The organism is Streptomyces sp. NPDC059080 (assembly GCF_042739975.1).
In the GTDB taxonomy this organism is placed as follows: domain Bacteria; phylum Actinomycetota; class Actinomycetes; order Streptomycetales; family Streptomycetaceae; genus Streptomyces; species Streptomyces benahoarensis.
In genome coordinates, this window is sequence record NZ_JBHYGX010000009.1 from 62,322 (window position 1) to 85,481 (window position 23,160).

Genomic DNA, 23,160 nt, shown 5'->3' on the forward strand with positions numbered 1-23,160 from the left:
CGGGCGGGTGTCGCACATCACCCCTCCGATCTGCACCGATCGCCCCATATGCCCCTTATCGTCGGCATGACTGGTCGCGTACGGCCGTCCGTACGCCCGTCCGCACATCCCGCCGTCCGTACCGCCGGTATCCGCCGCCTCCCGGCGTGTTCCGGGCAGACGTCTCCCCCGGGCACCCCGTCCGCCGGGCCGGTCCGGCTGGTGCGGCCGCCGGTTCCTGGCCCCCCGCTCGGATCGCGGTGTGCCCGGCTTCTCAGCGAACAGGACTCACCCATGCCCCGCTCCCGTCCCACCCGTCGCGCCCGGGCCGCCGCCGTGGCCGTCGGCGTACTGCTCACCGCGCTCGGCGCCGCCGCCCCGGCCCTCGCCGTCACCGGGACCTACCCGTCCGGCGGCGGGCGGCACGGTTCCGCCGCCGTGGGCGGCGAGCGGGTCGTGTGCACCTCCGGTACGCCGGGCCTCGCCCCCACGCTGTCCCGGGACATCGCCGGCGCGTTCCAGGGGCGCGAGGACACCCCGGCCCTGGCCCTCTACGACGCGTCCACGCAGACCAGCTGCCGGTTCCGGGCCGATACCGCCTTCGACACGGCGAGCGTGGTGAAGGTGACCGTGCTCGGCGCGCTGCTGCGGCAGGCCCAGGAGGCGCACCGGCCGCTCACGGACCGGGAGGGCCACCTGGCCACCGCGATGATCACCCGGTCGGACAACGCCGCCACCAGCAAGCTGTGGCGGCAGGTCGGGCCCGACGGCATCCAGCACTTCCTCACCCTGGCCGGGATGACACACACCGTGCCGGGCGACGGACCGTCCTGGGGCCTGACCCAGAGCACCGCCGACGACCAGCTCACCCTGATGCGCCTGCTGACCCACGACAACGAGGTCCTCGGGCCCGCCGCCCGCTCCTACGCCCTCGGGCTGATGCGGGACGTCGCCCCCGACCAGCGGTGGGGCGCCCCCGCCGGGCACCCGGTCGACGCCACCGCGCAGGTCAAGAACGGCTGGCTGCCGCGGACCACCGACGGCTGGCGGGTGCACAGCGTCGCCGCGTTCACCGGCGGCGGCCACGACTACAGCCTGGCCGTCCTCACCCGTGGGAACCGCACCATGGACTACGGCATCGCCACCATCGAGGCGGCGTCCCGCGTCATCCACCGCGACCTCGGCGCCGCCACCACCTGACCACCCCGGCCGCCCGCTCCCGGTACGCGCAGGCCGCGACGGCCGCCGGCCCGTCGTCCCGCACCGCGAGCGGCAGGTCCACCACCCACCACGGGCCGTTCCGTACCGGCCGCGGGCCCGCGCCGACGCGCACGTCGGCGGGCCCGGAGACGAAACCGGCGCCGACGCCCTTGAGGTACGCCTCCTTGCGGGTCCAGCAGCGGGCGCACGCGGCGGGGCGGTCCGCCGCGGGCAGGGCCGCCAGCTCGGCGCGCTCTCCGGGGTGCAGCAGCCGGACGACCTCCTCGGCGCCGGACGCGGACGGCACCGCCTCCGCGTCGACTCCCACCGGCGCGTCCCCGAAGGCGAGGAGGACGGGCCCGCCGCCCCGGGAGAGCGAGAAGTACAGCGGGGCGTCCGCCACCAGGGGCCTGCCGTGCGGGGCGCCGCAGTGCGGACACCGCTCCCGTACGAAGGTCACCGAGGCGGGGTCGCACCCCAGGTACGCGCCGAACAGCTCGCGGAGCAGCAGATGGGCGGCGGTGTAGCGGGTCCGGGCCCGGACCGGACGGAGTGCGGCGGCGCGGCGGCGTTCGTCGGCGGCGAGAACCGTGTCGGCCGCGTCCGGGCCGCGGGCGCGGAGATATCCGGCGGCGTCCGGCAGCAGCCACACCTCCGGGATGCCCGGGCGCGGCGCGGTACCGGGAAGCGGGTCACGGCCGACGACGCGGACCGCCGGGGTCCGGTTCATCCGGCCGCCTTCCGGCCACCACTGGGGTGCGCGGGGGCCAGGGACCGGGTGGCCGGGGACCGTCGGCCTCCGCTGCGTGCCGGGACACCCGGCAGCGGCTCCGCGCCGCCACCTGCCGGACCGGCGGGCGCCCGGCCCACCACGGTCCGCGGGCCGATCCGGCCGGACGCGCCCACCGCGGCGGGGACCGGCGACGCGGACATCACCGTGCCGGGCCGGTCGTGGAAGGACGACCTGACGTGCACGGTCACCCCGTACCGGGCCGCGTACTCCACGCTGCGCAGCGCCAGCACCTCGGCACCGTCGGCGGCCAGCCGCCGCATCGCCGCGTACGTGACGTGGCGCAGCAGCCGGGCCGACGGGTCGGTGTGCGGGTCGGCGGTGTAGACGCCGTCGACGTCGGTGCAGATCTCGCAGACGTCGGCCTTGAGGGCCGCGGCAAGGGCGATGGCCGTGGTGTCGGAGCCGCCGCGGCCCAGCGTGGTGACCTCGCCGGTCTCGCGGCAGCGGCCCTGGAATCCCGCGACGAACGGGATCTCCCCGCGGTCGAGCGCCAGCCGCACCCGGCGCGGTTCGACCGCGACGATGCGGGCGTCGCCGTGGACGGTGGTCGTCAGGACACCGGCCTGCGGCCCGGTGAACGAGCGGGCCGGAACGCCGAGCGTGGTGACGGCCATCGCGGTCAGCGCGTTCGCGATCTGCTCGCCCGCCGTCAGCACCATGTCGAGTTCGCGGGGGACGGGGTCGGGGGTCACCTCGCCCGCCAGGTGGAGCAGTTCCTCGGTGGTGGCGCCCATGGCGGAGACCACCACGACGACGTCGTGGCCCGCGTGGCGCGCCGCGACGACGCGGGCGGCGACGCGGCGGATGCGCTCCGGGCTCCCCACCGAGGTCCCGCCGTACTTCTGGACGATGAGCGCCATGGTGGCTCCTTCCAGGGCGGTTCAGAATGCCGCGCCCGCGCGGGGGCGGCAGGCGACGGTGACGGCGTCGCGGAGGATCGCACACGCCGTGTCCACGACCTCGGCGGTGACGTTGAGCGGTGGCAGCAGACGGACGACGGCGTCGTCGCGGCCGCCGAGTTCGACGATCAGGCCGTGCCGCAGCGCGAGGGCCTGGACGGCGGCCGCGGCCGCGGTCGCGGGCCGCCCGTCGGCCGGGTCGGCGAGTTCGATGCCGCGGATCAGGCCGCGGCCTCGGACGTCGCGGACCCAGGGGTGGTCGGCGAGCGGCGCGAGCCGGTCCGCGCACTGACGGCCCCGCGCCCGGACGTTGCCGAGCACGTCGTCGCGCCGCATGATCCGGACCGTCTCCACGCCCGCGGCGAACGCCGGCTGGTCACCGCGGAAGGTACCGATGTGCGCGCCCGGCTCCCAGACGTCGAGTGCGGCGTCGTAGAGGATGAGGGCGACCGGCAGGCCGATGCCGCTGAGGGCCTTCGACGCCACGATGACGTCGGGTTCGATGCCGTACTGCTCGAACGCGAACCAGGTGCCGGTACGGCCGCAGCCGGTCTGCACCTCGTCGGCGATCAGCGGGATCCCCAGGGCGCGGGTCAGCTCCCGTACCCGGCGGACGAACGCGGTGCGGGCCGGGACGCTGCCGCCCTCGCCCTGGACCAGTTCGATCAGGACGGCCGCGGGCAGCGGAACGCCGCTGGTGCTGTCGGTCAGGGCGCGCTCCAGCTGGTCGGCGCAGTGCCGGGAGCAGCCGTCGGGGCCCGGGCCCTCGGGGCAGCGGCCGGGGCCGCAGTACGGGAAGAAGTGGACGCCGGACATGCCGCCGCGCTCGGCGTCCTTCCGGGCCACCGGGCCGCTGAGCGCCGTCGTGGCGTAGGTGGTGCCGTGGAAGGCGCCCTGGAAGGTGACGACGTCGGACCGGCCGGTGGCGATCTTGCAGAGCTTGACGGCCGCCTCGACGGCGTTGGCGCCGGTCGGACCGCAGAAGTGCAGCTTCGTACGGTGGCGCAGCCCGGGTGCCAGCATCGACAGCTGGGCCTGGGTGAAGGCGTCCTTGACGGGCGTGGGGAAGTCCAGGCCGTGGGTGAGGACGCCGAGTTGCCGGGCGGCGGCGCGCAGCAGTTCGGGGTGGTTGTGGCCGAGCGGCAGCACCCCGGCGCCGTCGAGGAAGTCGATGAAGACGTTGCCGTCGACGTCCCGTACGTAGGGGCCGTCGCCGTCGGCGAGCGCGATCGGCAGATGGCGCGGGTAGACGCGGGCCGCGGACTCCCAGCGCTCCTGGCGGGCGAGGAGTTCAGCGGAGCGCGGGCCGGGCAGGTCACCGGCGACGTGCGGGCCGGTCACCGCACCGGACGGCGAGAACGCGATCAAGGGGGGCGTGGTGAGGGTGCTCATGGACGTGCTCCACGGGGGGTGCGGGGCGGATCGGCGGGCCGGGCGCCGGGGCGGAGGGTGGCCGGGATACCCCGCCACCGGGTCTCCTCGGGCAGCGCCTCGCCCTTCATCACCAGCGACAGGGCGTCCAGGGACGCGCCGCGGGCGACGCGGGCGTCGTAGAGGACGACGGAGCGGATGCCCACGGACGCGCCACGGTCGACGGTGACCCGGGACATCTTCATCACCCGGTCCTCGAAGAGGTGGGTCTGCAGGGAGGTGAACTGGCCGACAGCCGCGTCGTCCGCCACGTTCACCAGGTCGAATTCGGTGAGGAAGGTGGTGGACAGCCACACCCGGCGGCCCATCCGGGCGCCGAAGAGGCGCAGCAGCAGCGGCGCCCAGGGCGTGCCGAGCAGGAAGTTCATCGCGGTCGGCACGACCAGGTTCTCGTAGAGGCCGGTGACCAGTTCGGTGCGGCGCACCCACATGCTCCACAGCGGCTCGACGCGGGGCCGGTACCCGCCGACGACCAGCCATTTGACGGCCACCGCGGCGAGGACGCCGGACAGCGAGGACGCCATCAGCACCACGGGGAGGAGGAGGAAGACCGCCACCGGCGGGAGGGCCGCGGCGAGGGCGAGGGAGACGTAGGAGGTGCCGAGGATGGTGAGGAGGCCAAGGGCCGGCGGCAGCGTCACCCGGAAGTACTCGACGGCGAGGCGGGCGAGCACCCGGCCCCGGGTCGGGGCGTAGGTCAGCCGCTCGGGGAAGCCGGGGCTGGCCTCGCGGCGCGGCAGGAAGATCGCGGGCGAGCCCAGCCAGGTCGTCTCGGGGGCGATCGGTTCGGCGGGGGCCACGGAGTGGACGCCGAGGAGGCTGTTGTCGCCCATCCGGCCCGAGCCGGGCAGCAGGGCGCCGTTGCCGACGAAGCTGCGGCGGCCCACCCGCGCGGGGGCCAGGGCGAGGTGCCCGTGGTGGAAGACGGCCGGGCCCACCACGCTGACGTCGGCGAGGAAGCTCTGCGGGCCGACCCGGAGCATGTCGGGGTCGACGAAGGTGACCGTGGCGACCTCCGCCCGGTGGCCGGTGCGGGCACCGAGACCGCGCAGGAACGGGATGACGTAGAGGGTGGAGTACAGGGCCTGGGTGAAGGTCAGGCTCATCATCATCATGCCGTCGCCCAGCCACTTACGGAGCCCGAAGGCACTGCGCTCGGGGTGGACGCCGGGGCGGGCGACGGGCATCACGGCCCGCTTGACGGCGAGGACGGCGGCGCAGCTGGCGAGGACCATCAGCGGCGCGGCCCCCGCGGCGGCGAGGCAGCCCCAGCCGACGCCGTCGCCGTGGGCCGTGGCGAGGACGATCCAGGCGCCGCACTCGACGATCAGCAGCGGCAGGAGCAGCAGGAACACCGCGCCGAGCGCGAACCCGGCCAGCACCGGGACCGGCCAGCGGCGGTCGTCCGGGCGGGCGCCGAGGTCCGCCAGGAGGGGCGGCGGGGCGGCCTGCCGGGTGGCCGGGGAGCCTGCCCGGTGTTCCCCGGCCGGGATCTCGGTGTCCTCGGGGACGAGGGACTGCTCCCCCACCGTGGCGCCGTCGCCGAGGACCGCGCCGGGCAGCACCACACTGTTGGTGCCGATGCCGCATCCGGCGCCGATCCGGACGGGGGCGAGCCGCAGCCACCCGCCCTCGACGGTGTGCGCCTCGATGCGGGCGCCGTAGCCGAGGCTGGTGCCCGCGCCGATCGTCACCAGCGACGGCGGCGCGATGACGGTCCCCAGATGGCAGTGGCGGCCGATGCGGGCGCCGAGCAGCCGCAGCAGCGGCGGCAGCAGCGGCGAACCGGCCAGCAGGATCAGCGGCGAGAGGATCAGCAGCTTGTGGGCCAGCCAGAACCGTAGATAGACCACGCCCCACAGCGGATACCGGCCCGGCCGGACGCCCGCCATCAGCAGACGGCTGAGGGCCATCGGCACCACCAGCAGGCTCAGCACCAGCCACCCCGCCTCCATGGGGATCAGGTCGGTCAGCGGCAGCCCCGCGATGGTGTCCAGGGCGCTGCCCGTCTTGATCGCACGGAGGGGCAGGTCCCAGATCTCGCCGAGCCGGTACAGCGCGGCGAGCGCGGCGAGCGCGGGCAGCAGCAGCCAGACGTAGAGCCCGGCCACCTGCGCGAGGCCGCAGGCCAGCACCCGGAGGGTGGAATGGCGCAGCGGGGCGGGGGGCGGCGGGCCGTCCGGTGTCCCGGGTTTCTCGGGTGCGGCGGCCGTCTCGGTGGCGTACGCGGCGAGGTCGCGCACGGTGGGGTGGGCGTAGAGGTCGCCCATGGCGAGGCCGCGCAGGTCCGGGTCCTGCCGCATCCGGGAGATCAGCCGGGCGGCGGTCATGGAGTGGCCGCCCAGATCGCCGAAGAAGTCGTCGTCGGTGGAGATCGGGCCGCCACCCAGGACGTCCTGCCAGAGCGCGGCCATGCGGTGTTCCAGGGGCGTGCGGGGCGCGGTGGGCGGCCGGGCGCGGCGGCCCAGCGGCGGGGAGGCGGGCGGCGGGAGGGCGGCGCGGTCGACCTTGTCGGCGGTGAGCAGCGGGAACGCGGACAGCACCTCGACGAAGGTGGGGATCATGTACGCGGGCAGCTTGCGGCGGAGTGCCCCGTGCAACCGCTCGCGCAGCGCGTCGTCATCCTCGGTGCCCGCCGGGGGCCTCCGGGTGACATAGCCCGTCAGGTCCTGGGCGGTGCCGTCGCGGGCGCGCGGGACGACCACGGCGTTCTCGACGGCGGCGTCCTCCCGCAGCACCTCTTCGATCTCGCCCAGTTCGACGCGGTAGCCGCGGATCTTGACCTGGTTGTCGATCCGGCCCAGGTACGCGATCTCCCCGGACGGGGTGATGCGGCCGCGGTCGCCGGTGCGGTAGATGCGCGGCGCCTCGGCGCGGTCGCGGGTCACCGGGTTGGGCCGGAAGCGGTCCTCGGTGAGGTCGGCGCGGCGGACGTAGCCGAGGGCGACGCCCGGCCCGCCGATGCAGATCTCACCGCTCTCGCCGCGCGCGACGGGCCGCAGCGCCTCGTCGAGGAGGTAGACGCGGTAGCCGGGCAGCGGGGTGCCGATGGTGACCGGCCGGTCCGGGGTGAGTTCGGCGCAGGTGGCCGTCACCGTCGTCTCGGTGGGGCCGTACGCGTTGAGGATGCGGCGGCCGGGCCGCGACCAGCTGCGGACGAGTCCGGGCGGGCAGGCTTCCCCGCTGACGAGGAGGGTGCGCAGCGCCGGGAGCTCCGGGTCGAGGGTGGTGAGCAGCGTGGGGACGCAGCAGAGCACGGTGATCGCGCGCTCGGTGAGGAAGGCGGTGAGTTCCGGTCCGGCGCGGCGGGCCTCCTCCGGTCCGGCGACGAGGGTGGCCCCGGCCATCCAGGCGGGCCAGATCTCCTCCAGCGCGAAGTCGAAGGCGAGGGAGAGGCCCTGGTGGACGCGGTCGTGGTCGGTGACGCCGTAGAGCGGGGCGGCGGCGCGCAGGAAGGCGACGATGTTCGCCCGGGAGACGGCGACGCCCTTGGGGCGGCCGGTGGTGCCGGAGGTGTAGATGACGTAGCACTCGTCGGACGGGTCCTCGGGGGTCTCCGGCCTGGTGTCCGGGGCGCGGGCGAGGGCGTCGGCGGCGCGGTCCAGTGCCAGCACGGGGCAGGGCAGCTCCCGGGTGCGGTCGTCCAGCGACGCGGTGGTGACCAGGTCGTGCAGTCCGCAGTCGGTGGCGATGAAGGCCAGGCGGTCGGCGGGGAACGACACATCGAGCGGGACGTAGGAGGCGCCGCTCTTGAGGACGGCGAGCAGTGTGACGTAGGTGGCCGGGGAGCGTTCCAGCAGGATGCCGACGCGGCGGCCGGGCCCGGCGCCGCGGTCGCGCAGCAGGTGGGCGAGGCGGTTGGCGCGCCGGTCGAGTTCGCGGTAGGTCAGGGTCTCGGCGCCGCATTCGACGGCGAGGTGCGAGGGGTCGCGGTCGCACGAGAAGGTGAAGAAGTCGGCCGGACCGCCGGCGTCGGGCGGTGCCGGACCGCCGGCGTCCGGTGGTGCGGTTCCCCCGTTCCGTGCCCGGATGCGGTGCGGTGTGCCCGTCGCGGTGGAGGTGCTGTACGCGGTGGACACCGACATGAGGTCCCCCTTTTCCCGGAGACGTTTCCCGGGCACCGGGCCGCCGCCCGCGGACCCGCCCACCGGGTCCGGGGCCCGGACCCGGTCCGGAATCCCTTGACGCTGCCGATGCTACGGAGCGGCAGGCCAGGGCCCGGTGCGGTGCGGGTTAGGGCGACGTAAACATCTGAACGGTTCCGGAGAAGGGCTCCGGTTGTACGGCACGGGCGGGCTCGCGCGGGGCGTACGCGGGTCGGGGGGCGCGGGTCGGGGCCGGGCCGGGCAGGACGTAGGCCGGGCCGGGCCGGACGCAGGCCGGGGCGGTCGCGGGCCCGGACGGGAAAGCCGCGGGCCCGGACGCAACAGCGGGCGGGGCGGACACCGGGCTCCCGCCCGTGCCCGCCCCGCCCGTCGGGTGGCGCCGCCTCAGTCGTCCTTCCCCGCCGACCCGTCGTACTCCGTGGTCCCCGCGTCGAGGAGCGGCGCGCCGCGCCGGCCCGCCGTGCGGGAGAGCCAGCGCAGGCTGTGGTAGCCGGTGAGGACGATGAGCGTGCCCAGGGCGATGCCGCCCAGCTCGAAGTGGTCGCTGATCTTCAGGGAGACGCCGCCGATGGCGATGACGACGCCCGCCGCGGCCGGGATGAGGTTCAGCGGCACCGTGAAGTCGACCTTGTTACGGATCCAGATCTGCGCGCCGAGCAGGCCGATCATGCCGTAGAGAATGACGGTGATACCGCCGAGGACGCCGCCGGGGATCGCCGCGACCACCGCGCCGAACTTCGGGCACAGGCCGAAGAGCAGGGCGAACACCGCCGCCGCCGTGTACGCGGCGGTCGAGTAGACGCGGGTCGCGGCCATCACGCCGATGTTCTCCGCGTAGGTGGTGGTGGCCGGGCCGCCGACCGCCGTGGACAGGACGGTGGCCGTGCCGTCGGCGACGATCGCCATGCCCATCTTGTCGTCCAGCGGATCGCCGGTCATCTCCCCGACCGCCTTGACGTGCCCGGCGTTCTCGGCGACCAGCGCCACCAGGACGGGCAGCGCGACGAGGATCGCGGACGCGGAGAAGTTCGGGGCGTGGAAGGTCGGCAGGCCGATCCAGTCGGCGTTGGCGACGCCGGAGAAGTCGATGCGCCAGTGGTCGGTGATCTTGCCGGAGCCGTCGGCGGAGTGGATCTGCCCGGCGGTGCGGTCCAGGACCCAGGACAGCGCATAGCCGAAGAGGAGCCCGAGGAAGATCGCGATCCGCGACCAGAACCCACGCAGCGCGACCAGCGCGAGGCCGGTGAAGAGCATCGTCGCCAGCGCCGTCCACTGGTCCTGCGGCCAGTACGTCGAGGCGGTGACGGGCGCGAGATTGAAGCCGATGAGCATGACGACCGCGCCGGTCACCGGCGGCGGCAGCACCGCGTGGATGACGCGGGCGCCCAGGATGTGGATGGCGATACCGCACCCGGCCAGGCACGCGCCGACCACCAGCATCGCGCCGGTGAGGGTGCCCGCGTCACCGCCCTGGCCCGCGATGACCGCGGAGACGCCGACGAAGGAGAGGGAGGAGCCGAGGTAGCTGGGGATCCGGCCGCGCGTCATGAGCATGAAGAGCATGGTGGCCACACCGGACGCCATGAGGGCGAGCCCCGGGTCCAGCCCCATGAGCACCGGCGCGACGAAGCACGCCCCGATCATCGACACGACGTGCTGCGCGCCGAGCCCGATCGTCCGCCCCCAGGTGAGGCGCTCCCCGGGTTTGACCACCTCCCCCGGCTCCAGGTGACGCCCGTCTCCGTGCAGCTTCCACCCGAAACCAGCCATGATCACTCTCCACATCTGCGACGCCCTGCACGTCACAGAGCCGAGGTGATTCATAGTCGAACGATCGCTTCTGGACAAACCGGCCGTGGGAAGAGCCCGGGTGTCCCCCGGCCGGTCCAGCGCGCCGCGGACGGCCCGGAACGCTCCCGGGCCGCCCGTGGCGGATCAGCGGCCGAACCTCTTCACGGCCTCGTAGTACGTCCACGCCAGCGCGTCGCAGGACTTCTTCTTGGCGCCGGTGTAGCGCGTGCACACCCGGCGGAGGTCCGCGTGGAGCATGGTGTCGAGCCGGGGCTTGTTCGCGGCGAAGGTTTTGGCCGCCTTGTAGTTGCGGTAGCCGAAGTCGTGGTGGGCGCAGGACATCCGGAACGGGAAGCCGAACGGATTGTCGGGCGAGGAGGAGCAGTAGTCGGTGGACCAGTCGAAGCCGTACGCGGACCACTTCGCCCGGTGCGCGCGGGCGGTCGCCCACTGCGTGTAGCTCGTCGGTCCGGTCTGCGTCCAGCGCGTCAGTACCTGCGGTTTGTCGGCCGGTACGGCCTGTGCGGGGGCCGCCGCGACGAGCGTCGCGGCCAGGGCCAGAAGCGGGGCGGTCAGGGCGGCGGCGCGCCGTCGGAACATGCCAACCTCCGGTGTCCGGCGCCGCATTGGCGCGGGATGCGTCCACGCGCGCCGGAGTATGCGGTTCTCAAGGGCCGTTACCCTCCCCGCCGCAGCGACCGCGGCCACAAGAGGGCGCGCCGGTAATTACCCCGTTCCGGTCAAAGCCATACAGGATTGCGCATTGTTCCCCCGGACGGTGCCACGCTGAGCCGATGACGACCACTCAGCAACGCGCCACGGCCGTCCCGTCCGCGCGCGGTACCCGCGGTCCGGCGGCCGTCCGGGCCCGGCTGCGGGCGTCGGCGGACGCACTGCCGGACGGCGACGGCGTGGCCGTCTTCACCCGCGCCTGCCTTGCGGCGGCGCGACAGGGGGACGCGGCGGGCCGCGCGGGGCTGTTCCTGGGGGCGGCGGACGCGGGCGAGCTGGAGCTGCGGCTGGCGCGGCGGTATGCGGCGGCGGTGGACGCGGCGGCCGTCGGGCTGCCGCTCCCGGCCTGCTGGCGGCCGCTGTTCCAGCTGCGGCACCATCCGGGTGTGCGGCCGCTGCAGTTCGCGCTGGCCGGGCTCAATGCGCAGGTCGGGCACGATCTGGTGCGCGCGGTGGTCGACGCCTGCCAGGCGCTGGGGTGTGAACCGGCCCGGCTGGAGGGCGATTTCGACCGGCTGGGCGCGGCGCTGACCGGTCTGGAGGAGCACATCCGCGAGCATCTCGCGCCCGGTCCCGAGGCGCTGGACGTCACCGGTCCGCTGGCGCATCTGGCCGGTGTGTGGAGTCTGGAGCGGGCGCAGGAGGGGGCGTGGGCCGCGGCGCGGATGCTGTGGGGCGCGCGGCGGGCGCCGGAGTTCGCGCGGGAGTGCGCCGAGCGGCTGGACGCGGGCACCGGTCTGGTGGGCCGCTGTCTGCTGACGCCGCTGGGCTGACGCCACCGCCCGGACCGCTGGGCAGACGGTCCGGGCGGGGCGGATCAGGGTGGGTTCCTGAGAGTTCTACGATGCCGCCGGCCATCGCGGCGAGGTCGTCAGTCCTCCGGGAGTTCCACCGGCGCGATGGCGTCGTAGAGGTCGCCGGGGCCGGGGTTGGTGGCGTCGGTGGCGCCGCCGAAGTGGTGCATGACGCCCCACACCGCGTTCAGCGCGGTCTGCACGGCGCCCTCGGCCCAGCCCGCCGTCCAGGAGATGTCGTCGCCCGCGAGGAAGAGTCCCCGCTTGTCCTCGGGCAGACGGTCCTGCATGAAGTGGGTGAACAGGCGCCGCTGGTAGCGGTAGTGGCCGGGCAGGTTGGCCTTGAACGCGCCCATGAAGTAGGGCTCGTTCTCCCAGGAGACGGTGACCGGGTTGCCGATGATGTGCTTGCGGATGTCGACCTTCGGATAGATCTCGGCCAGCGACTTCAGCATGACCTCCATCCGCTCGTTGGCGTCCAGCGGCAGCCACTTCAGGCTGTCGTCGCACCAGGTGTACGAGAGGCAGATGACGGCGGGCTCGTCCGGGCCGTTGTCGAGGAGGTAGGTGCCGCGGGTCATCCGGTCGGTGAGCGTCATCGACATGACGTCCCGGCCCGTCTCCTCGTCCTTGTCCCGCCAGAACGGCCGGTCCACGGGGACGAACAGCTTGGACGACTCCATGTAGTGGGTGCGCTCCACCGCCGTCCAGTGGTCGATGGGCAGCAGCGCGTCATCGCAGTCGATCTTCGACAGCAGCATCCAGGACTGCGCGGTGAAGACCGCCGCCTCGTACGTGCGGATGTCGCCGGTGGCGTCGGTGACGGTGATGCGGTTGCCGGCGGTGCGGTGCAGCCGGGTCACGGCCGGGCGGGGCGCGCCGCCGTGCAACGAGGCGAGGGAGGTGCCCGGCGCCCAGTGGAGGATCTTGCCCGGCTCGCGCTCCCACAGGCGCAGCGGGAGCTGCTGGCTGCCGCCGACGATGCCGCGGTGGTGGTCGTCGGCCTCGGTGTAGACGACCCGCAGGATCTCCAGGATGGAGTTGGGAAAGTCGGTGTCCCAGCCGCCGGTGCCGAAGCCGACCTGACCGAAGATCTCCCGGTGGCGGAAGGACCGGAACGCCTCGGAGTCGCAGAGGTAGCCGTAGAAGGTCTGGTTGTCGAGCTTCTCGACGAGGCGGGACCAGATCTCCCGGATGCGCTCCACGTCCCGCTCGCGGAGGGCGCGGTTCATGCCGGAGAAGTCGGCACCCTCCTCCAGGCAGGCGTTCCAGGCGTCCATGACCTGGTGGTAGACCTCGGGCAGGTCCTCGACGGTACGGGCGTAGTGCGACTCGCCCTTGAGGTCGACGACGGTGGAGGGCGTGTCCGGCGCCAGCGGGTTGGGGAACGGCGTGGTCGTCAGGCCCACCAGGTCGATGTAGTGCTGGAGCGCGGTGGACGACGGCGGGAAGCGCATCGCGCCCATCTCGGCGGTCAGCGAGGAGTCGCAGCCCTCGAAGCCGACGGTCCGCAGGCGTCCGCCGATCTCGTCCGCCTCGTAGACGACGGGCTTGAGGCCCATCTTCATCAGCTCGTAGGCGGTGACGATGCCGGAGAGACCGCCGCCGATGACGGCGACCTCCTTGCCGTGCTCGGTCGCCGGCACCTGGCCGAGGCCCGCCGGGTGCGCAAGGAAGTCGTCGTACGCGTACGGGAAGTCCGGGCCGAACATGGTGATCGGCGGCTGGGTGTCCGCGTGGTGGGCGGCGGTGGGCACCGTGGACGTCATCGGGTACGGCTCCTTGCAGGGCGGGGTGGAACGGGGTGCGGAAGGGACGGGCGCGGGCGCCCGGTGCGGGTGGGGCGGCGTCAGCCGAGGGCGCCGTAGAGCCCCGGGCGCCGGTCGGCGAGGTAGGGGTTGCCGTCCCGGGACGCCCGCAGGAAGGCGGGGTCGACCTCGGCGGTGACCAGCTGTTCACCGCGTCCGGCGCGGGTACGGACGATGCCGTCGGGCCCGGCCAGAGCGCTCAGACCGACGAACTCGAACGCGCCCTCGGGGCCGGTGCGGTTGACGTACGCGACGTACAGCTGGCTCTCGAAGGCGCGCACCGGGATGACGGATTCGGCGACGAACTGGAAGGGGTGCATCTGGGCGGTGGGCACCAGCAACAGATCGGTACCGGCCAGCGCGTGCGCCCGGACGTTCTCCGGGAACTCCACGTCGTAGCAGATCAGCAGGCCGATCCGGAGGCCGTCCAGCTCCGCCTGGACGACCGGTTCGGTGCCCGGCGTGAAGTGCTCACGCTCGAAGTCGCCGAAGAGGTGGGTCTTGCGGTAGGTGGCGAGCCGGGTGCCGTCGGGGCCGGTGAGCTGCACCGAGTTGTAGACCTCGGGGCCCTCGGGGGCGCGCTCCGGGTAGCCGTGGGCGAGGGCGATGCGGTGTTCCGCGGCGATCTCGGAGACCCGGCGGGCGGCGGGCCCGTCGGCGGTCTCGGCGAGGCGGCGGACGTCGTCGCCGATGGCGTAGCCGGTGAGGAACAGCTCGGAGGTGACCAGCAGTCCGGCGCCGGAGGCGGCCGCGTCACGGGCGGCCGCCTCCAGGAGCGCCAGGTTGTGCGCCGGGTCGCCGGGCCTGCCCGAACTCTGGAACAGGGCGGTGCGCAGCGACGACATGGGACCCCTCGGCGGACGGTTCGTGGTGGGACGCAATGACCGTACGGGCCCGCGCTGACCTGCGACAAGGCGCCTCCGTTGCGTCCCGGCGAGCGATTTGTTGCGCGTATCGGGGGCGCGGCGGCGATTCGTTGCGGGGGCGGTTCCGGGGAGTTCGCGGGGTCCGGCGAGGGCTGTGGAGAGGGGCGCGCGGAGGGGTGGCGGGCGCCGGGCCGTCGCGACGGGCGCCGCGGTGGGCCGCCCCCTCAGCCCGGCGACCCCGAGCCGAACCGTCGCAGCAGCGGGGAGAGGACGAGGACGGACTTGGTGCGTTCCACGAACGGTTCGCCCGCGATGCGTTCCAGAACCCGTTCGAAGTGGCGCATATCGGAGGCGAAGACCTGGACGAGGGCGTCCGCCTCACCGGTGACGGTGGAGGCGGACGCCACTTCCGGGTAGCGCGACAGACCGCGGTGGATCGCCTCGGGCGAGGTGTTGCGGCTGCAGTACAGCTCGATGTAGCCCTCGGTCTCCCAGCCCAGCGCCGCCGGGTCGACGCGCACCGTGAAGCCGGTGATGGCCCCCTCGGCGCGCAGCCGGTCCACCCGGCGTTTGACGGCCGGGGCGGAGAGCCCGACCTGCTGGCCGATGTCGGCGTAGCTGCGCCGGGCGTCCTCGGCGAGGGCGTGGACGATGCGTTCGTCGAGGTCGTTCAGTCGCACTGCGGGCGGATCACTTCTCTGACGGGGCCAGCCGGGAGCGGCGCATGCCGTACCCGAAGTAGACCACAAGGCCGACGGCCATCCAGATTCCGAAAACCGCCCAGGTCACCGGGGACAGGCTGCCCATCATGTAGGCGCACAGCACGAAGCCGATCGCCGGGAAGAGCGGCGAGAGCGGGGTGCGGAACGTGCGGTGCATATCGGGGCGGGTCCGGCGCAGCACGATCACCGCGACATTGACGAGGGCGAAGGCGAAGAGCGTGCCGATGCTGGTGGCGTCCGCGAGCTGACCGAGCGGCACGGCGGCGGCGAGTACCCCGCAGAACAGCGCGACGATGACGGTGTTGGCGCGCGGTGCGCCGGACTTCGGGTGCACCTTGGCGAACACCCGGGGCACCAGCCCGTCGCGGGACATCGCGAAGAGGATGCGGGTCTGCCCGTAGAGCACGGTCAGTACGACGCTGGCGATGGCGACGACGGCACCGGCGGCCAGCAGCACGGCCCAGATGTCCTGGCCGGTGACCTCCTTGAGGATCCCGGCGAGCGCCGCCTCCGACCCCTTGAACCGCTGCCAGGGCAGCGCACCCACCGCGACGGCGGCGACCAGGCAGTACAGCGTGGTGACGATGAGCAGCGACAGCATGATCGCGCGCGGCAGGTCGCGCTGCGGGTCGCGGGCCTCCTCACCGGCGGTGGAGGCGGCGTCGAAGCCGATGTAGGAGAAGAAGAGGGTGGCACCGGCGGCGCTGACGCCCGCCATGCCCATCGGCATGAAGTTCTGGTAGTTGCCGGACTTCACGCCCTGGAGCGCGACCCCGCAGAAGAGCAGCAGCGCGATGATCTTGACGGTGACCATGATCGTGTTGACGCGGGCGCTCTCCTTGGCGCCGCCCAGCAGGAAGACCATGGCGAGCATCACGACGAGCAGCGCCGGGAGATTGAAGATGCCGCCGCTGCCGGGCGGCTGGGAGAGCGCGGCGGGGAGGGTGACGCCGATCGTCCCGGACAGCAGCTCGTTGAGGTACTGCCCCCAGCCCACCGCGACCGCCGCGACGGAGACGCCGTACTCCAGGATCAGACACCAGCCGCAGACCCAGGCGACCAGCTCGCCGAGGGTGGCGTAGGCGTACGAGTAGGACGAGCCGGAGACCGGGATGGTCCCGGCCAGCTCCGCGTAGGAGAGCGCCGAGAAGAGGGCGGTGATGCCCGCGATGACGAAGGAGAGGATCACGGCCGGTCCGGCGTCGGGCACCGCCTCGCCGAGGACGACGAAGATGCCGGTGCCGAGGGTGGCGCCGATGCTGATCATCGTCAGCTGCCACATGCCCATCGAGCGTCGCAGCGAGCCGCCCTCGCCCCTGCCGCCCTCGGCGATGAGCCGTTCGACGGGCTTGCGCCGCATCAACCGGGTGCCGAGGCCCCCCGCGAACGGGGGCCGGGGGCCGCTGCCCCCGGGGGGCGGGGCTGCGCCGTGCTCCAACACTGGGGTGGCTCCTTCATCGCTGCCGGTCGGGGAACGGGGGACGGTGACCGGCGGCGGTCGGCGTGCGGGCAGGCGGAACGCACCCGCAGCAGGAGACCGCCGAGCAGGCGGTCCCCGCCACTCCACGTACAGCGCTTGACCTTACGGCCCGGCCCTGACCTGCCGTAATGCAGGTTCCTTGCGCAACCACGGCGGAACGTTGCGCGCCGTGGCGGGCCCCGGTGGTTCGTTGCGCGCCCACCACCCGATCGTACGGGCGCCCCACCCCGCCCCGCGCTCCGGCGGGAGCTGCGGGAACGCCGCAGGGGCCCGTGCCGAAGCGTTTCGGCGCGGGCCCCTGCGGGGCGTACGGAGATCAGCTCCAGCTGTCGTGGAGCGGCTTGCCCTCGGCGTAACCGGCGGCGCTCTGCACACCGACCACGGCCTTCTCGGCGAACTCGGCGAGCGAGGCGGCGCCCGCGTAGGTGCAGGAGCTGCGGACGCCCGCGATGATCGAGTCGATGAGGTCCTCGACGCCGGGGCGCGCCGGGTCGACGAACATCCGCGAGGTGGAGATGCCCTCCTCGAAGAGCGCCTTACGGGCCCGGTCGTACGCCGACTCCTCGCTGGTGCGGTTGCGCACCGCGCGGGCCGAGGCCATGCCGAAGCTCTCCTTGTACGGACGGCCGTCGGCGGTGTGCTGGAGGTCGCCGGGCGACTCCAGGGTCCCGGCGAACCACGAGCCGACCATGACGTTGGAGGCGCCCGCGGCCAGCGCCATCGCCACGTCGCGCGGGTGGCGCACACCGCCGTCGGCCCAGACGTGCTTGCCGTACTTCTTCGCCTCGGCGGCGCACTCCAGCACCGCGGAGAACTGCGGGCGGCCCACGCCGGTCATCATCCGGGTGGTGCACATCGCGCCCGGTCCGACGCCGACCTTGATGATGTCCGCCCCGGCCTCGATCAGATCGCGGACGCCCGCGGCGGCGACGATGTTCCCGGCCACGATCGGGACCTGGGGGTCCAGCGCCCGGACGGCCTTGACCGCGCTGATCATGGACTCCTGGTGACCGTGCGCGGTGTCCACAACAAGGGTGTCCACTCCGGCGTCGAGCAGTGCCTTCGCCTTACCGGCCACATCGCCGTTGATGCCGACGGCGGCCGCGATCCGCAGCCGCCCCTCGCGGTCGGTGGCGGGGGTGTAGAGGGTGGCGCGGAGCGCGCCCTTGCGGGTGAGGATGCCGACCAGCATGCCGTCCTCGTCGACCGCGGGCGCCAGCTTGCGGTGGGCGGCGTCCAGGCGGTTGAACGCCTCCCGCGGGTCGATGTCGGCGTCCAGGACCAGCAGATCCCTCGACATGACCTCGGCGACCTGCGTGAAGCGGTCGACCCCGGCGAGGTCGTGCTCGGTCACCACGCCGAGCGGGCGGCCGCCCTCGACGACGATGCCCGCGCCGTGCGCCCGCTTGGGCAGCAGCGCCAGCGCGTCGGCGACGGTCGCGACGGGTGACAGCACGATCGGGGTGTCCAGGACGAGGTGGCGGCGCTTTATCCAGGTGACGACGTCGGTGACGACCTCGATCGGGATGTCCTGCGGGATGACGACGAGGCCGCCGCGGCGGGCCACGGTCTCGGCCATCCGGCGGCCGGCGATGGCGGTCATGTTGGCGACCACCAGCGGGATCGTGGTGCCGCTGCCGTCCTGCGAGGCGAGGTCCACGCCCTGCCGGGAGCCGACGGCCGAGCGGCCGGGCACCATGAACACATCGTCGTACGTCAGGTCGTACGGCACCGAAGAACACTCTTCGAGGGCGCCGTTCTTCGGGTTCAGGAATCGCATACCGCCAGGATACGGGCCGCCACCTGCGGTGATGCGATCATCCGACGAGCCGCCGGGCCGGGCTGTGCGAAGTGACGAACGGCGGCCCGGGTCAGTCGGCGGCGGGCCGGGCCGGGCCCCGCGCGAGGATCACGGCGAGGCCGGTGTCGGTGTCGCGCCAGTAGGCCACCGCGTCGGCGATGACGTTCTCGACGACATGCCAGTCCTCGGGCGCGGCCACGGCGAACTCCTGCCAGCCGGTGATCACCAGCAGCCGTCCGCGGGCGGCCGGGCACCACGACAGATCGGTCAGACAGTCGGCGAGCGCGTCCCAGTTGTGCCCGAACCAGTCGGGAAAGCGCAGCGCACGGGCGCAACGGCCGAGGAAGGCCGCCTTGTCCCGGACGTCGGAAAGATCGAGGTCGGCGCCCTGCCAACCGGCGTCGGTGGCCGCGGCGAGCGCATCGGCCGCCGGGCGCCCGGCGGGCCAGGACAGCACGCCGGGCGGTGTGCTCCCGCCGAGGACCGCCGCCAGCGGCCGGGGCACGGGGGTGGTCATCGCAGCACCGCCTTGAAGGTCCGGTAGTGGTCGGCGGTGTAGTAGGTCTCGTGGTGGTCACCGGTGATCAGACGGCGGGCACCGCGGTCCCGGGCGCCCGGGGTGGGGACGGTGAACTCGTGGTAATAGCCGCGGGCCTGCCCCGGCAGCCGCTTCTCGTAGTTGCCGAAGACGGTCCCGTCCTTGCGGTACGGGTACGGGCCTTCGGCGTCGATCAGCCGCAGCGTCTCGCGGGCCTCGCGCGGCAGCTCCCGCTCCGCAACCGTCGCCATCCCGTGCGCCCAGCCGGGGGCACCGGCCGGACGGGAGGCAGCGGTGTGGGTGGCGGGGCCCGGGGAGGCGGCGGAGCCGTGGCCCGGACCGCATCCGGTGAGGACCAGCAGCAGCCCGGAGAGCAGCGCCGCGAGGGCAGTGGTGGCCGGGCGGAGGGAGAAGCGGATCTTCATGGCGCCGATGCTGTCACAGCGGACGCCGGGCCGCCGGGCCGGTTCCGCCGCTGCGGTGCGGGGTGCGGCGGGGCGGGTGGTGCGCGCGGGTGCGCGCCGGTCCGGTCCCGGCCCGGTGCGGGGCCCGCTACCGCTGCCCGGCGCGGCCCCGCGCGACCCTCAGGCCCCGTCCGGATCCGTACGCTCCAGCGCCGGGCGCGGGCCCGGACCCGTCTCCAGCAGCAGGTGATCGGCGGCGGCGGTGTCCGTGACCAGGCTGGTGACCAGGCCGGAGCGGAGCACCGCGCCGATCGCGGCGGCCTTGCGGCGGCCGCCCGCGATGGCGACGACCTCGGGGATGCGGCGCAGCCGGTCCGCCTCGACCGTGATGCACCGCTCGCCCAGATCCCGGCCGATGCGGCGGCCCTCGGTGTCGAAGAGGTGCGCGGACATCTCGGCGGCGGCGCCCAGCGAGGCGTAGTGCGCGCGCTCGTCGTCGCTCAGCATGTCGTAGACGGTGGAGACGCCGGGCTCCCAGGAGCCGATGGAGACGCAGGCGACGGTGACCTTGTCGAAGTAGTCGAAGGCGCGGGCGATGCCGGTCTGGCCGCGCAGCGCGGCGGCGGTCGCCGGGTCCGGCAGCAGCATCGGCGCGTAGATCGGGTGCGCCTCGCCGCCGGAGACGTCGGCGGCCCGGCGGACGGCCTCGACGGAGCCGCGGTCGGCGGTCCCCGCGTCGTAGACCCCGGTGAGCTGGACGACGGTGCACGGCGGGAGGCGGTGCAGCGCCGCCGCCATGTGGATGGTGGAGCGGCCCCAGGCAAGGCCGAGCACATCGCCCTCGGTGACCAGCTCGCCGAGGAGGTCGGCGGCGACCTCGCCGAGGTTCTCCGGGTCGGCGGCCTCCTCGGAGGCGTCGGCCGGGGACTCGACGACGACGGCGTGCCGCAGGCCGTAGCGGGCGCGCAGCGCGTCGGAGCGTTCGGCGTCCAGCTCGGACGGCACCCGGATCTCGATCCGTACGAGATCACGTTCCAGCGCCGTCTCCAGCACCCGGGCGACCTTGAAGCGGCTGACGCCGAACTCCTCGGCGATCTGGATTTTGGACTTGCCCTCCAGATAGAAACGGCGGGCCATGGCCGCGGCCTGCACCAGCTCGGCGGGGCCCATACCGGACTGCGGGCGGCTGGCTACCACGAAAATCTCCCCTGCTGCGCATCTGATCGAGTCTCTGCTCATCCTTGCAGAAACCCGGGGCGGACGGGGACCACCACCACCCCGGGGCCGTGAACGGCCGATGGCGGCGCGGACAACCGGGGGCGGCGCGAGGAGGAAAGGAGTGGCGGCGGGCCGGAGTTCGCCCCGCCGCCCGGGATCAGTGGGCGCAGCCCCAGCCCGCCGGGGTCGCGGCCACGGCCTGCTCCCGCAGCTCACGGACGGCCTTGGCGGGGTCGTCGGCACCGTAGACGGCGGATCCGGCGACGAAGACGTCGGCGCCGGCCTCGGCGCACCGTTCGATGGTGGCCGCCGACACCCCGCCGTCGACCTGGAGCCACATCTGGAGCCCGTGCCGGGAGATCAGCTCACGGGTGCGGCGGATCTTCGGCAGCATGATGTCGAGGAACGCCTGCCCGCCGAAGCCGGGCTCCACGGTCATGATCAGGACCATGTCCAGCTCGGGCAGCAGGTCCTCGTACGGCTCGATGGGCGTGGCCGGCTTGAGGGCCATGGACGCCCGCGCGCCCTGCGCCCGGATTTCCCGCGCCAGCCGTACGGGGGCGGCCGCCGCCTCCGCGTGGAACGTCACCGAGCCCGCGCCCGCCTCCACGTACTGCGGCGCCCACCGGTCCGGGTCCTCGATCATCAGATGGAGGTCGAGCGGGGTGTCCGTCGCCTTGCTCAGCGACTCGACGACCGGCACCCCGAGCGTGAGATTGGGCACGAAGTGGTTGTCCATCACGTCGACATGGAGCCAGTCGGCGCCCTCGACGGCACGCGCCTCCTCGGCGAGCCGGGAGAAGTCCGCGGACAGGATGCTGGGGTTGATCAAGGCCATGTGACCAGTATGGCCTGCCTTTCCCGGGGCGTTCGCGGGGTGGCCCCGGGGCCGTCCGGGAAGAGCCGCGGGCGGGGGGCGCGGCCCGGGAAGCCGGGCCCGCTTCCCGCGCTCCCCCTCGGACACCGGCCGGAGTATCGACATTGCGTCGGGTTAGCATATGAGCACCGCCTAGCTCGATCGAGAGATAAGCCTGTGACTGTCAACGACGACTCGTTCACCAACTGGAAGAACCGCGAGGAGATCGCGGAGTCGATGATCCCGATCATCGGGAAGCTGCACCGCGAGCGGGACGTGACCGTCCTGCTGCACAGCCGCTCCTTGGTGAACAAGTCGGTGGTCAGCATCCTCAAGACCCACCGCTTCGCCCGGCAGATCGCCGGTGAGGAGCTGTCGGTCACCGACACCCTGCCGTTCCTCCAGGCGCTCACCACGCTCGACCTCGGCCCCTCCCAGATCGACCTCGGCATGCTCGCCGCGACGTACAAGGCCGACGAACGCGGCCTGAGCGTCGAGGAGTTCACCGCCGAGGCCGTCGCCGGCGCCACCGGCGCCAACAAGATCGAGTGCCGCCAGGGCCGGGACGTCGTCCTGTACGGCTTCGGCCGCATCGGCCGCCTCGTCGCCCGGCTGCTCATCGAGAAGGCCGGTTCCGGCAACGGTCTGCGGCTGCGCGCCATCGTCGTGCGCGGCGGCGGCGCCGACGACCTGGTCAAGCGCGCCTCGCTGCTGCGGCGCGACTCCATCCACGGTCAGTTCCAGGGCACGATCACCGTTGACGAGGCGAACAGCACCATCGTCGCCAACGGCAACGAGATCAAGGTGATCTACGCGAACGACCCGTCCGAGATCGACTACACCGCGTACGGCATCAAGGACGCCATCCTCATCGACAACACCGGCAAGTGGCGCGACCGCGAGGGGCTGTCGAAGCACCTGCGCCCCGGTGTCGACAAGGTCGTCCTGACCGCCCCGGGCAAGGGCGACGTCCCGAACATCGTCCACGGCGTCAACCACGACATGATCAAGCCGGACGAGCAGATCCTGTCCTGCGCCTCCTGCACCACCAACGCGATCGTCCCGCCGCTGAAGGCGATGGAGGACGAGTACGGCGTCGTGCGCGGCCACGTCGAGACCGTCCACTCGTTCACCAACGACCAGAACCTGCTGGACAACTACCACAAGTCGGAGCGGCGCGGCCGTTCGGCGCCGCTCAACATGGTGATCACGGAGACGGGCGCCGCCTCCGCCGTCGCCAAGGCGCTGCCCGACCTGAAGGCGAAGATCACCGGCAGCTCGATCCGGGTGCCCGTGCCGGATGTCTCCATCGCGATCCTCAACCTCCAGCTGGCCCGCGAGACCACCCGCGAGGAGGTCCTCGACCACCTCCGCGAGGTGTCCCTGACCTCCCCGCTGAAGCGTCAGATCGACTTCACCAGCGCCCCCGACGCCGTCTCCAACGACTTCATCGGCTCGCGCCACGCCTCGATCGTCGACGCCGGTGCCACCAAGGTCGAGGGCGACAACGCGATCCTCTACCTCTGGTACGACAACGAGTTCGGCTACTCCTGCCAGGTCATCCGCGTCGTGCAGTACGTCTCCGGCGTGGAGTACCCGACGTACCCGGCCCCGGCGGTCTGAGCACGCGGCACCCGCGATCGGCGAAGCGGGCGGCGAGCGGCCGGGGGGGGGGGGCCCCCCCGCGCCCAGGCGCGGGGCGGGCGCGGGCGCCGCCGCGGGGCGGCGCGGGGGCGGCGGGG

The 23,160-nt window shown here is 73.5% G+C and carries 18 protein-coding genes; 3 read left to right on the top strand and 15 right to left on the bottom strand.

Annotated elements, in window-relative coordinates:
- Positions 1-273 precede the first annotated feature (273 nt).
- Positions 274-1,179, top strand: a complete 906-nt coding sequence (locus ACFWWQ_RS09930; RefSeq protein ID WP_384593001.1) for a serine hydrolase — start codon at positions 274-276, stop codon at positions 1,177-1,179.
- On the opposite strand, the gene ACFWWQ_RS09935 is transcribed toward ACFWWQ_RS09930, so the two are convergent.
- From ACFWWQ_RS09935 to ACFWWQ_RS09960, 6 genes are all read right to left on the bottom strand, one after another.
- Complete coding sequence (locus ACFWWQ_RS09935; protein ID WP_384593004.1) at positions 1,145-1,909, bottom strand: 4'-phosphopantetheinyl transferase family protein; 765 nt, start codon at positions 1,907-1,909, stop codon at positions 1,145-1,147. The genes ACFWWQ_RS09930 and ACFWWQ_RS09935 overlap by 35 nt on opposite strands.
- Positions 1,906-2,832, bottom strand: coding sequence for an aspartate kinase (locus tag ACFWWQ_RS09940; protein ID WP_384593007.1), 927 nt, complete (start codon positions 2,830-2,832; stop codon positions 1,906-1,908). The genes ACFWWQ_RS09935 and ACFWWQ_RS09940 overlap by 4 nt, the downstream gene beginning before the upstream one ends.
- Before the next feature lie 21 nt (positions 2,833-2,853).
- Positions 2,854-4,263, bottom strand: a complete 1,410-nt coding sequence (locus tag ACFWWQ_RS09945) for an aspartate aminotransferase family protein (protein ID WP_384593010.1) — start codon at positions 4,261-4,263, stop codon at positions 2,854-2,856.
- Positions 4,260-8,387, bottom strand: coding sequence for a Pls/PosA family non-ribosomal peptide synthetase (locus tag ACFWWQ_RS09950; RefSeq protein ID WP_384593013.1), 4,128 nt, complete (start codon positions 8,385-8,387; stop codon positions 4,260-4,262). Before ACFWWQ_RS09950 ends, ACFWWQ_RS09945 begins: the two co-directional genes overlap by 4 nt.
- A gap of 405 nt (positions 8,388-8,792) precedes the next feature.
- Positions 8,793-10,178, bottom strand: a complete 1,386-nt coding sequence (locus ACFWWQ_RS09955; RefSeq protein ID WP_384593016.1) for a uracil-xanthine permease family protein — start codon at positions 10,176-10,178, stop codon at positions 8,793-8,795.
- Positions 10,179-10,343: 165 nt separating this feature from the next.
- On the bottom strand, positions 10,344-10,799 hold the full coding sequence (locus ACFWWQ_RS09960; protein ID WP_384593019.1) for a phospholipase: 456 nt from the start codon (positions 10,797-10,799) through the stop codon (positions 10,344-10,346).
- 194 nt (positions 10,800-10,993) lie between these two features.
- Between ACFWWQ_RS09960 and ACFWWQ_RS09965 the strand changes: the two genes are divergently transcribed.
- Positions 10,994-11,704, top strand: coding sequence for a DUF5995 family protein (locus ACFWWQ_RS09965; RefSeq protein ID WP_384593022.1), 711 nt, complete (start codon positions 10,994-10,996; stop codon positions 11,702-11,704).
- A gap of 98 nt (positions 11,705-11,802) precedes the next feature.
- Here the strand turns inward: ACFWWQ_RS09965 and ACFWWQ_RS09970 are convergent, their stop codons facing one another.
- The 9 genes from ACFWWQ_RS09970 to rpe form a co-directional block, all read right to left on the bottom strand.
- A complete protein-coding gene (locus tag ACFWWQ_RS09970) occupies positions 11,803-13,494 on the bottom strand; it encodes a flavin monoamine oxidase family protein (protein WP_384593025.1) in 1,692 nt (563 codons plus the stop codon).
- Positions 13,495-13,574: 80 nt separating this feature from the next.
- Positions 13,575-14,378, bottom strand: coding sequence for a carbon-nitrogen hydrolase family protein (locus ACFWWQ_RS09975; protein WP_384593028.1), 804 nt, complete (start codon positions 14,376-14,378; stop codon positions 13,575-13,577).
- Between the two features lie 245 nt (positions 14,379-14,623).
- Complete coding sequence (locus ACFWWQ_RS09980; protein ID WP_384593032.1) at positions 14,624-15,079, bottom strand: Lrp/AsnC family transcriptional regulator; 456 nt, start codon at positions 15,077-15,079, stop codon at positions 14,624-14,626.
- Between the two features lie 10 nt (positions 15,080-15,089).
- Positions 15,090-16,562, bottom strand: coding sequence for an amino acid permease (locus tag ACFWWQ_RS09985; protein ID WP_384593035.1), 1,473 nt, complete (start codon positions 16,560-16,562; stop codon positions 15,090-15,092).
- 355 nt (positions 16,563-16,917) lie between these two features.
- Positions 16,918-18,381, bottom strand: coding sequence for a GuaB1 family IMP dehydrogenase-related protein (locus ACFWWQ_RS09990; RefSeq protein ID WP_384593038.1), 1,464 nt, complete (start codon positions 18,379-18,381; stop codon positions 16,918-16,920).
- A gap of 91 nt (positions 18,382-18,472) precedes the next feature.
- The gene (locus ACFWWQ_RS09995) at positions 18,473-18,919 is read right to left on the bottom strand and encodes a barstar family protein (RefSeq protein ID WP_384593041.1); all 447 of its coding nucleotides are present in this window, start codon (positions 18,917-18,919) and stop codon (positions 18,473-18,475) included.
- The gene (locus ACFWWQ_RS10000; protein WP_384593044.1) at positions 18,916-19,365 is read right to left on the bottom strand and encodes a ribonuclease domain-containing protein; all 450 of its coding nucleotides are present in this window, start codon (positions 19,363-19,365) and stop codon (positions 18,916-18,918) included. The genes ACFWWQ_RS09995 and ACFWWQ_RS10000 overlap by 4 nt, the downstream gene beginning before the upstream one ends.
- Before the next feature lie 159 nt (positions 19,366-19,524).
- Positions 19,525-20,514: a sugar-binding transcriptional regulator gene (locus tag ACFWWQ_RS10005; protein ID WP_384593344.1), complete on the bottom strand. Its 990-nt coding sequence runs from the start codon at positions 20,512-20,514 to the stop codon at positions 19,525-19,527.
- A 205-nt stretch (positions 20,515-20,719) separates the two neighbouring features.
- Positions 20,720-21,400, bottom strand: coding sequence for a ribulose-phosphate 3-epimerase (rpe, locus tag ACFWWQ_RS10010; RefSeq protein WP_384593047.1), 681 nt, complete (start codon positions 21,398-21,400; stop codon positions 20,720-20,722).
- Between the two features lie 195 nt (positions 21,401-21,595).
- Here rpe and ACFWWQ_RS10015 point away from each other — a divergent pair, with 195 nt between their 5' ends.
- Positions 21,596-23,041, top strand: coding sequence for a glyceraldehyde-3-phosphate dehydrogenase (locus ACFWWQ_RS10015; RefSeq protein WP_384593050.1), 1,446 nt, complete (start codon positions 21,596-21,598; stop codon positions 23,039-23,041).
- Positions 23,042-23,160 lie beyond the last annotated feature (119 nt).

What these genes read in the sequence shown, in the direction of transcription:
- ACFWWQ_RS09930 (WP_384593001.1), top strand. Translation starts at nt 274, where the DNA reads ATGCCCCGCTCCCGTCCCACCCGTCGCGCCCGGGCCGCCGCCGTGGCC.
- ACFWWQ_RS09935 (WP_384593004.1), bottom strand. Translation starts at nt 1,909, where the DNA reads ATGAACCGGACCCCGGCGGTCCGCGTCGTCGGCCGTGACCCGCTTCCC.
- ACFWWQ_RS09940 (WP_384593007.1), bottom strand. Translation starts at nt 2,832, where the DNA reads ATGGCGCTCATCGTCCAGAAGTACGGCGGGACCTCGGTGGGGAGCCCG.
- ACFWWQ_RS09945 (WP_384593010.1), bottom strand. Translation starts at nt 4,263, where the DNA reads ATGAGCACCCTCACCACGCCCCCCTTGATCGCGTTCTCGCCGTCCGGT.
- ACFWWQ_RS09950 (WP_384593013.1), bottom strand. Translation starts at nt 8,387, where the DNA reads ATGTCGGTGTCCACCGCGTACAGCACCTCCACCGCGACGGGCACACCG.
- ACFWWQ_RS09955 (WP_384593016.1), bottom strand. Translation starts at nt 10,178, where the DNA reads ATGGCTGGTTTCGGGTGGAAGCTGCACGGAGACGGGCGTCACCTGGAG.
- ACFWWQ_RS09960 (WP_384593019.1), bottom strand. Translation starts at nt 10,799, where the DNA reads ATGTTCCGACGGCGCGCCGCCGCCCTGACCGCCCCGCTTCTGGCCCTG.
- ACFWWQ_RS09965 (WP_384593022.1), top strand. Translation starts at nt 10,994, where the DNA reads ATGACGACCACTCAGCAACGCGCCACGGCCGTCCCGTCCGCGCGCGGT.
- ACFWWQ_RS09970 (WP_384593025.1), bottom strand. Translation starts at nt 13,494, where the DNA reads ATGACGTCCACGGTGCCCACCGCCGCCCACCACGCGGACACCCAGCCG.
- ACFWWQ_RS09975 (WP_384593028.1), bottom strand. Translation starts at nt 14,378, where the DNA reads ATGTCGTCGCTGCGCACCGCCCTGTTCCAGAGTTCGGGCAGGCCCGGC.
- ACFWWQ_RS09990 (WP_384593038.1), bottom strand. Translation starts at nt 18,381, where the DNA reads ATGCGATTCCTGAACCCGAAGAACGGCGCCCTCGAAGAGTGTTCTTCG.
- ACFWWQ_RS09995 (WP_384593041.1), bottom strand. Translation starts at nt 18,919, where the DNA reads ATGACCACCCCCGTGCCCCGGCCGCTGGCGGCGGTCCTCGGCGGGAGC.
- ACFWWQ_RS10000 (WP_384593044.1), bottom strand. Translation starts at nt 19,365, where the DNA reads ATGAAGATCCGCTTCTCCCTCCGCCCGGCCACCACTGCCCTCGCGGCG.
- ACFWWQ_RS10005 (WP_384593344.1), bottom strand. Translation starts at nt 20,514, where the DNA reads ATGGGCCCCGCCGAGCTGGTGCAGGCCGCGGCCATGGCCCGCCGTTTC.
- rpe (WP_384593047.1), bottom strand. Translation starts at nt 21,400, where the DNA reads ATGGCCTTGATCAACCCCAGCATCCTGTCCGCGGACTTCTCCCGGCTC.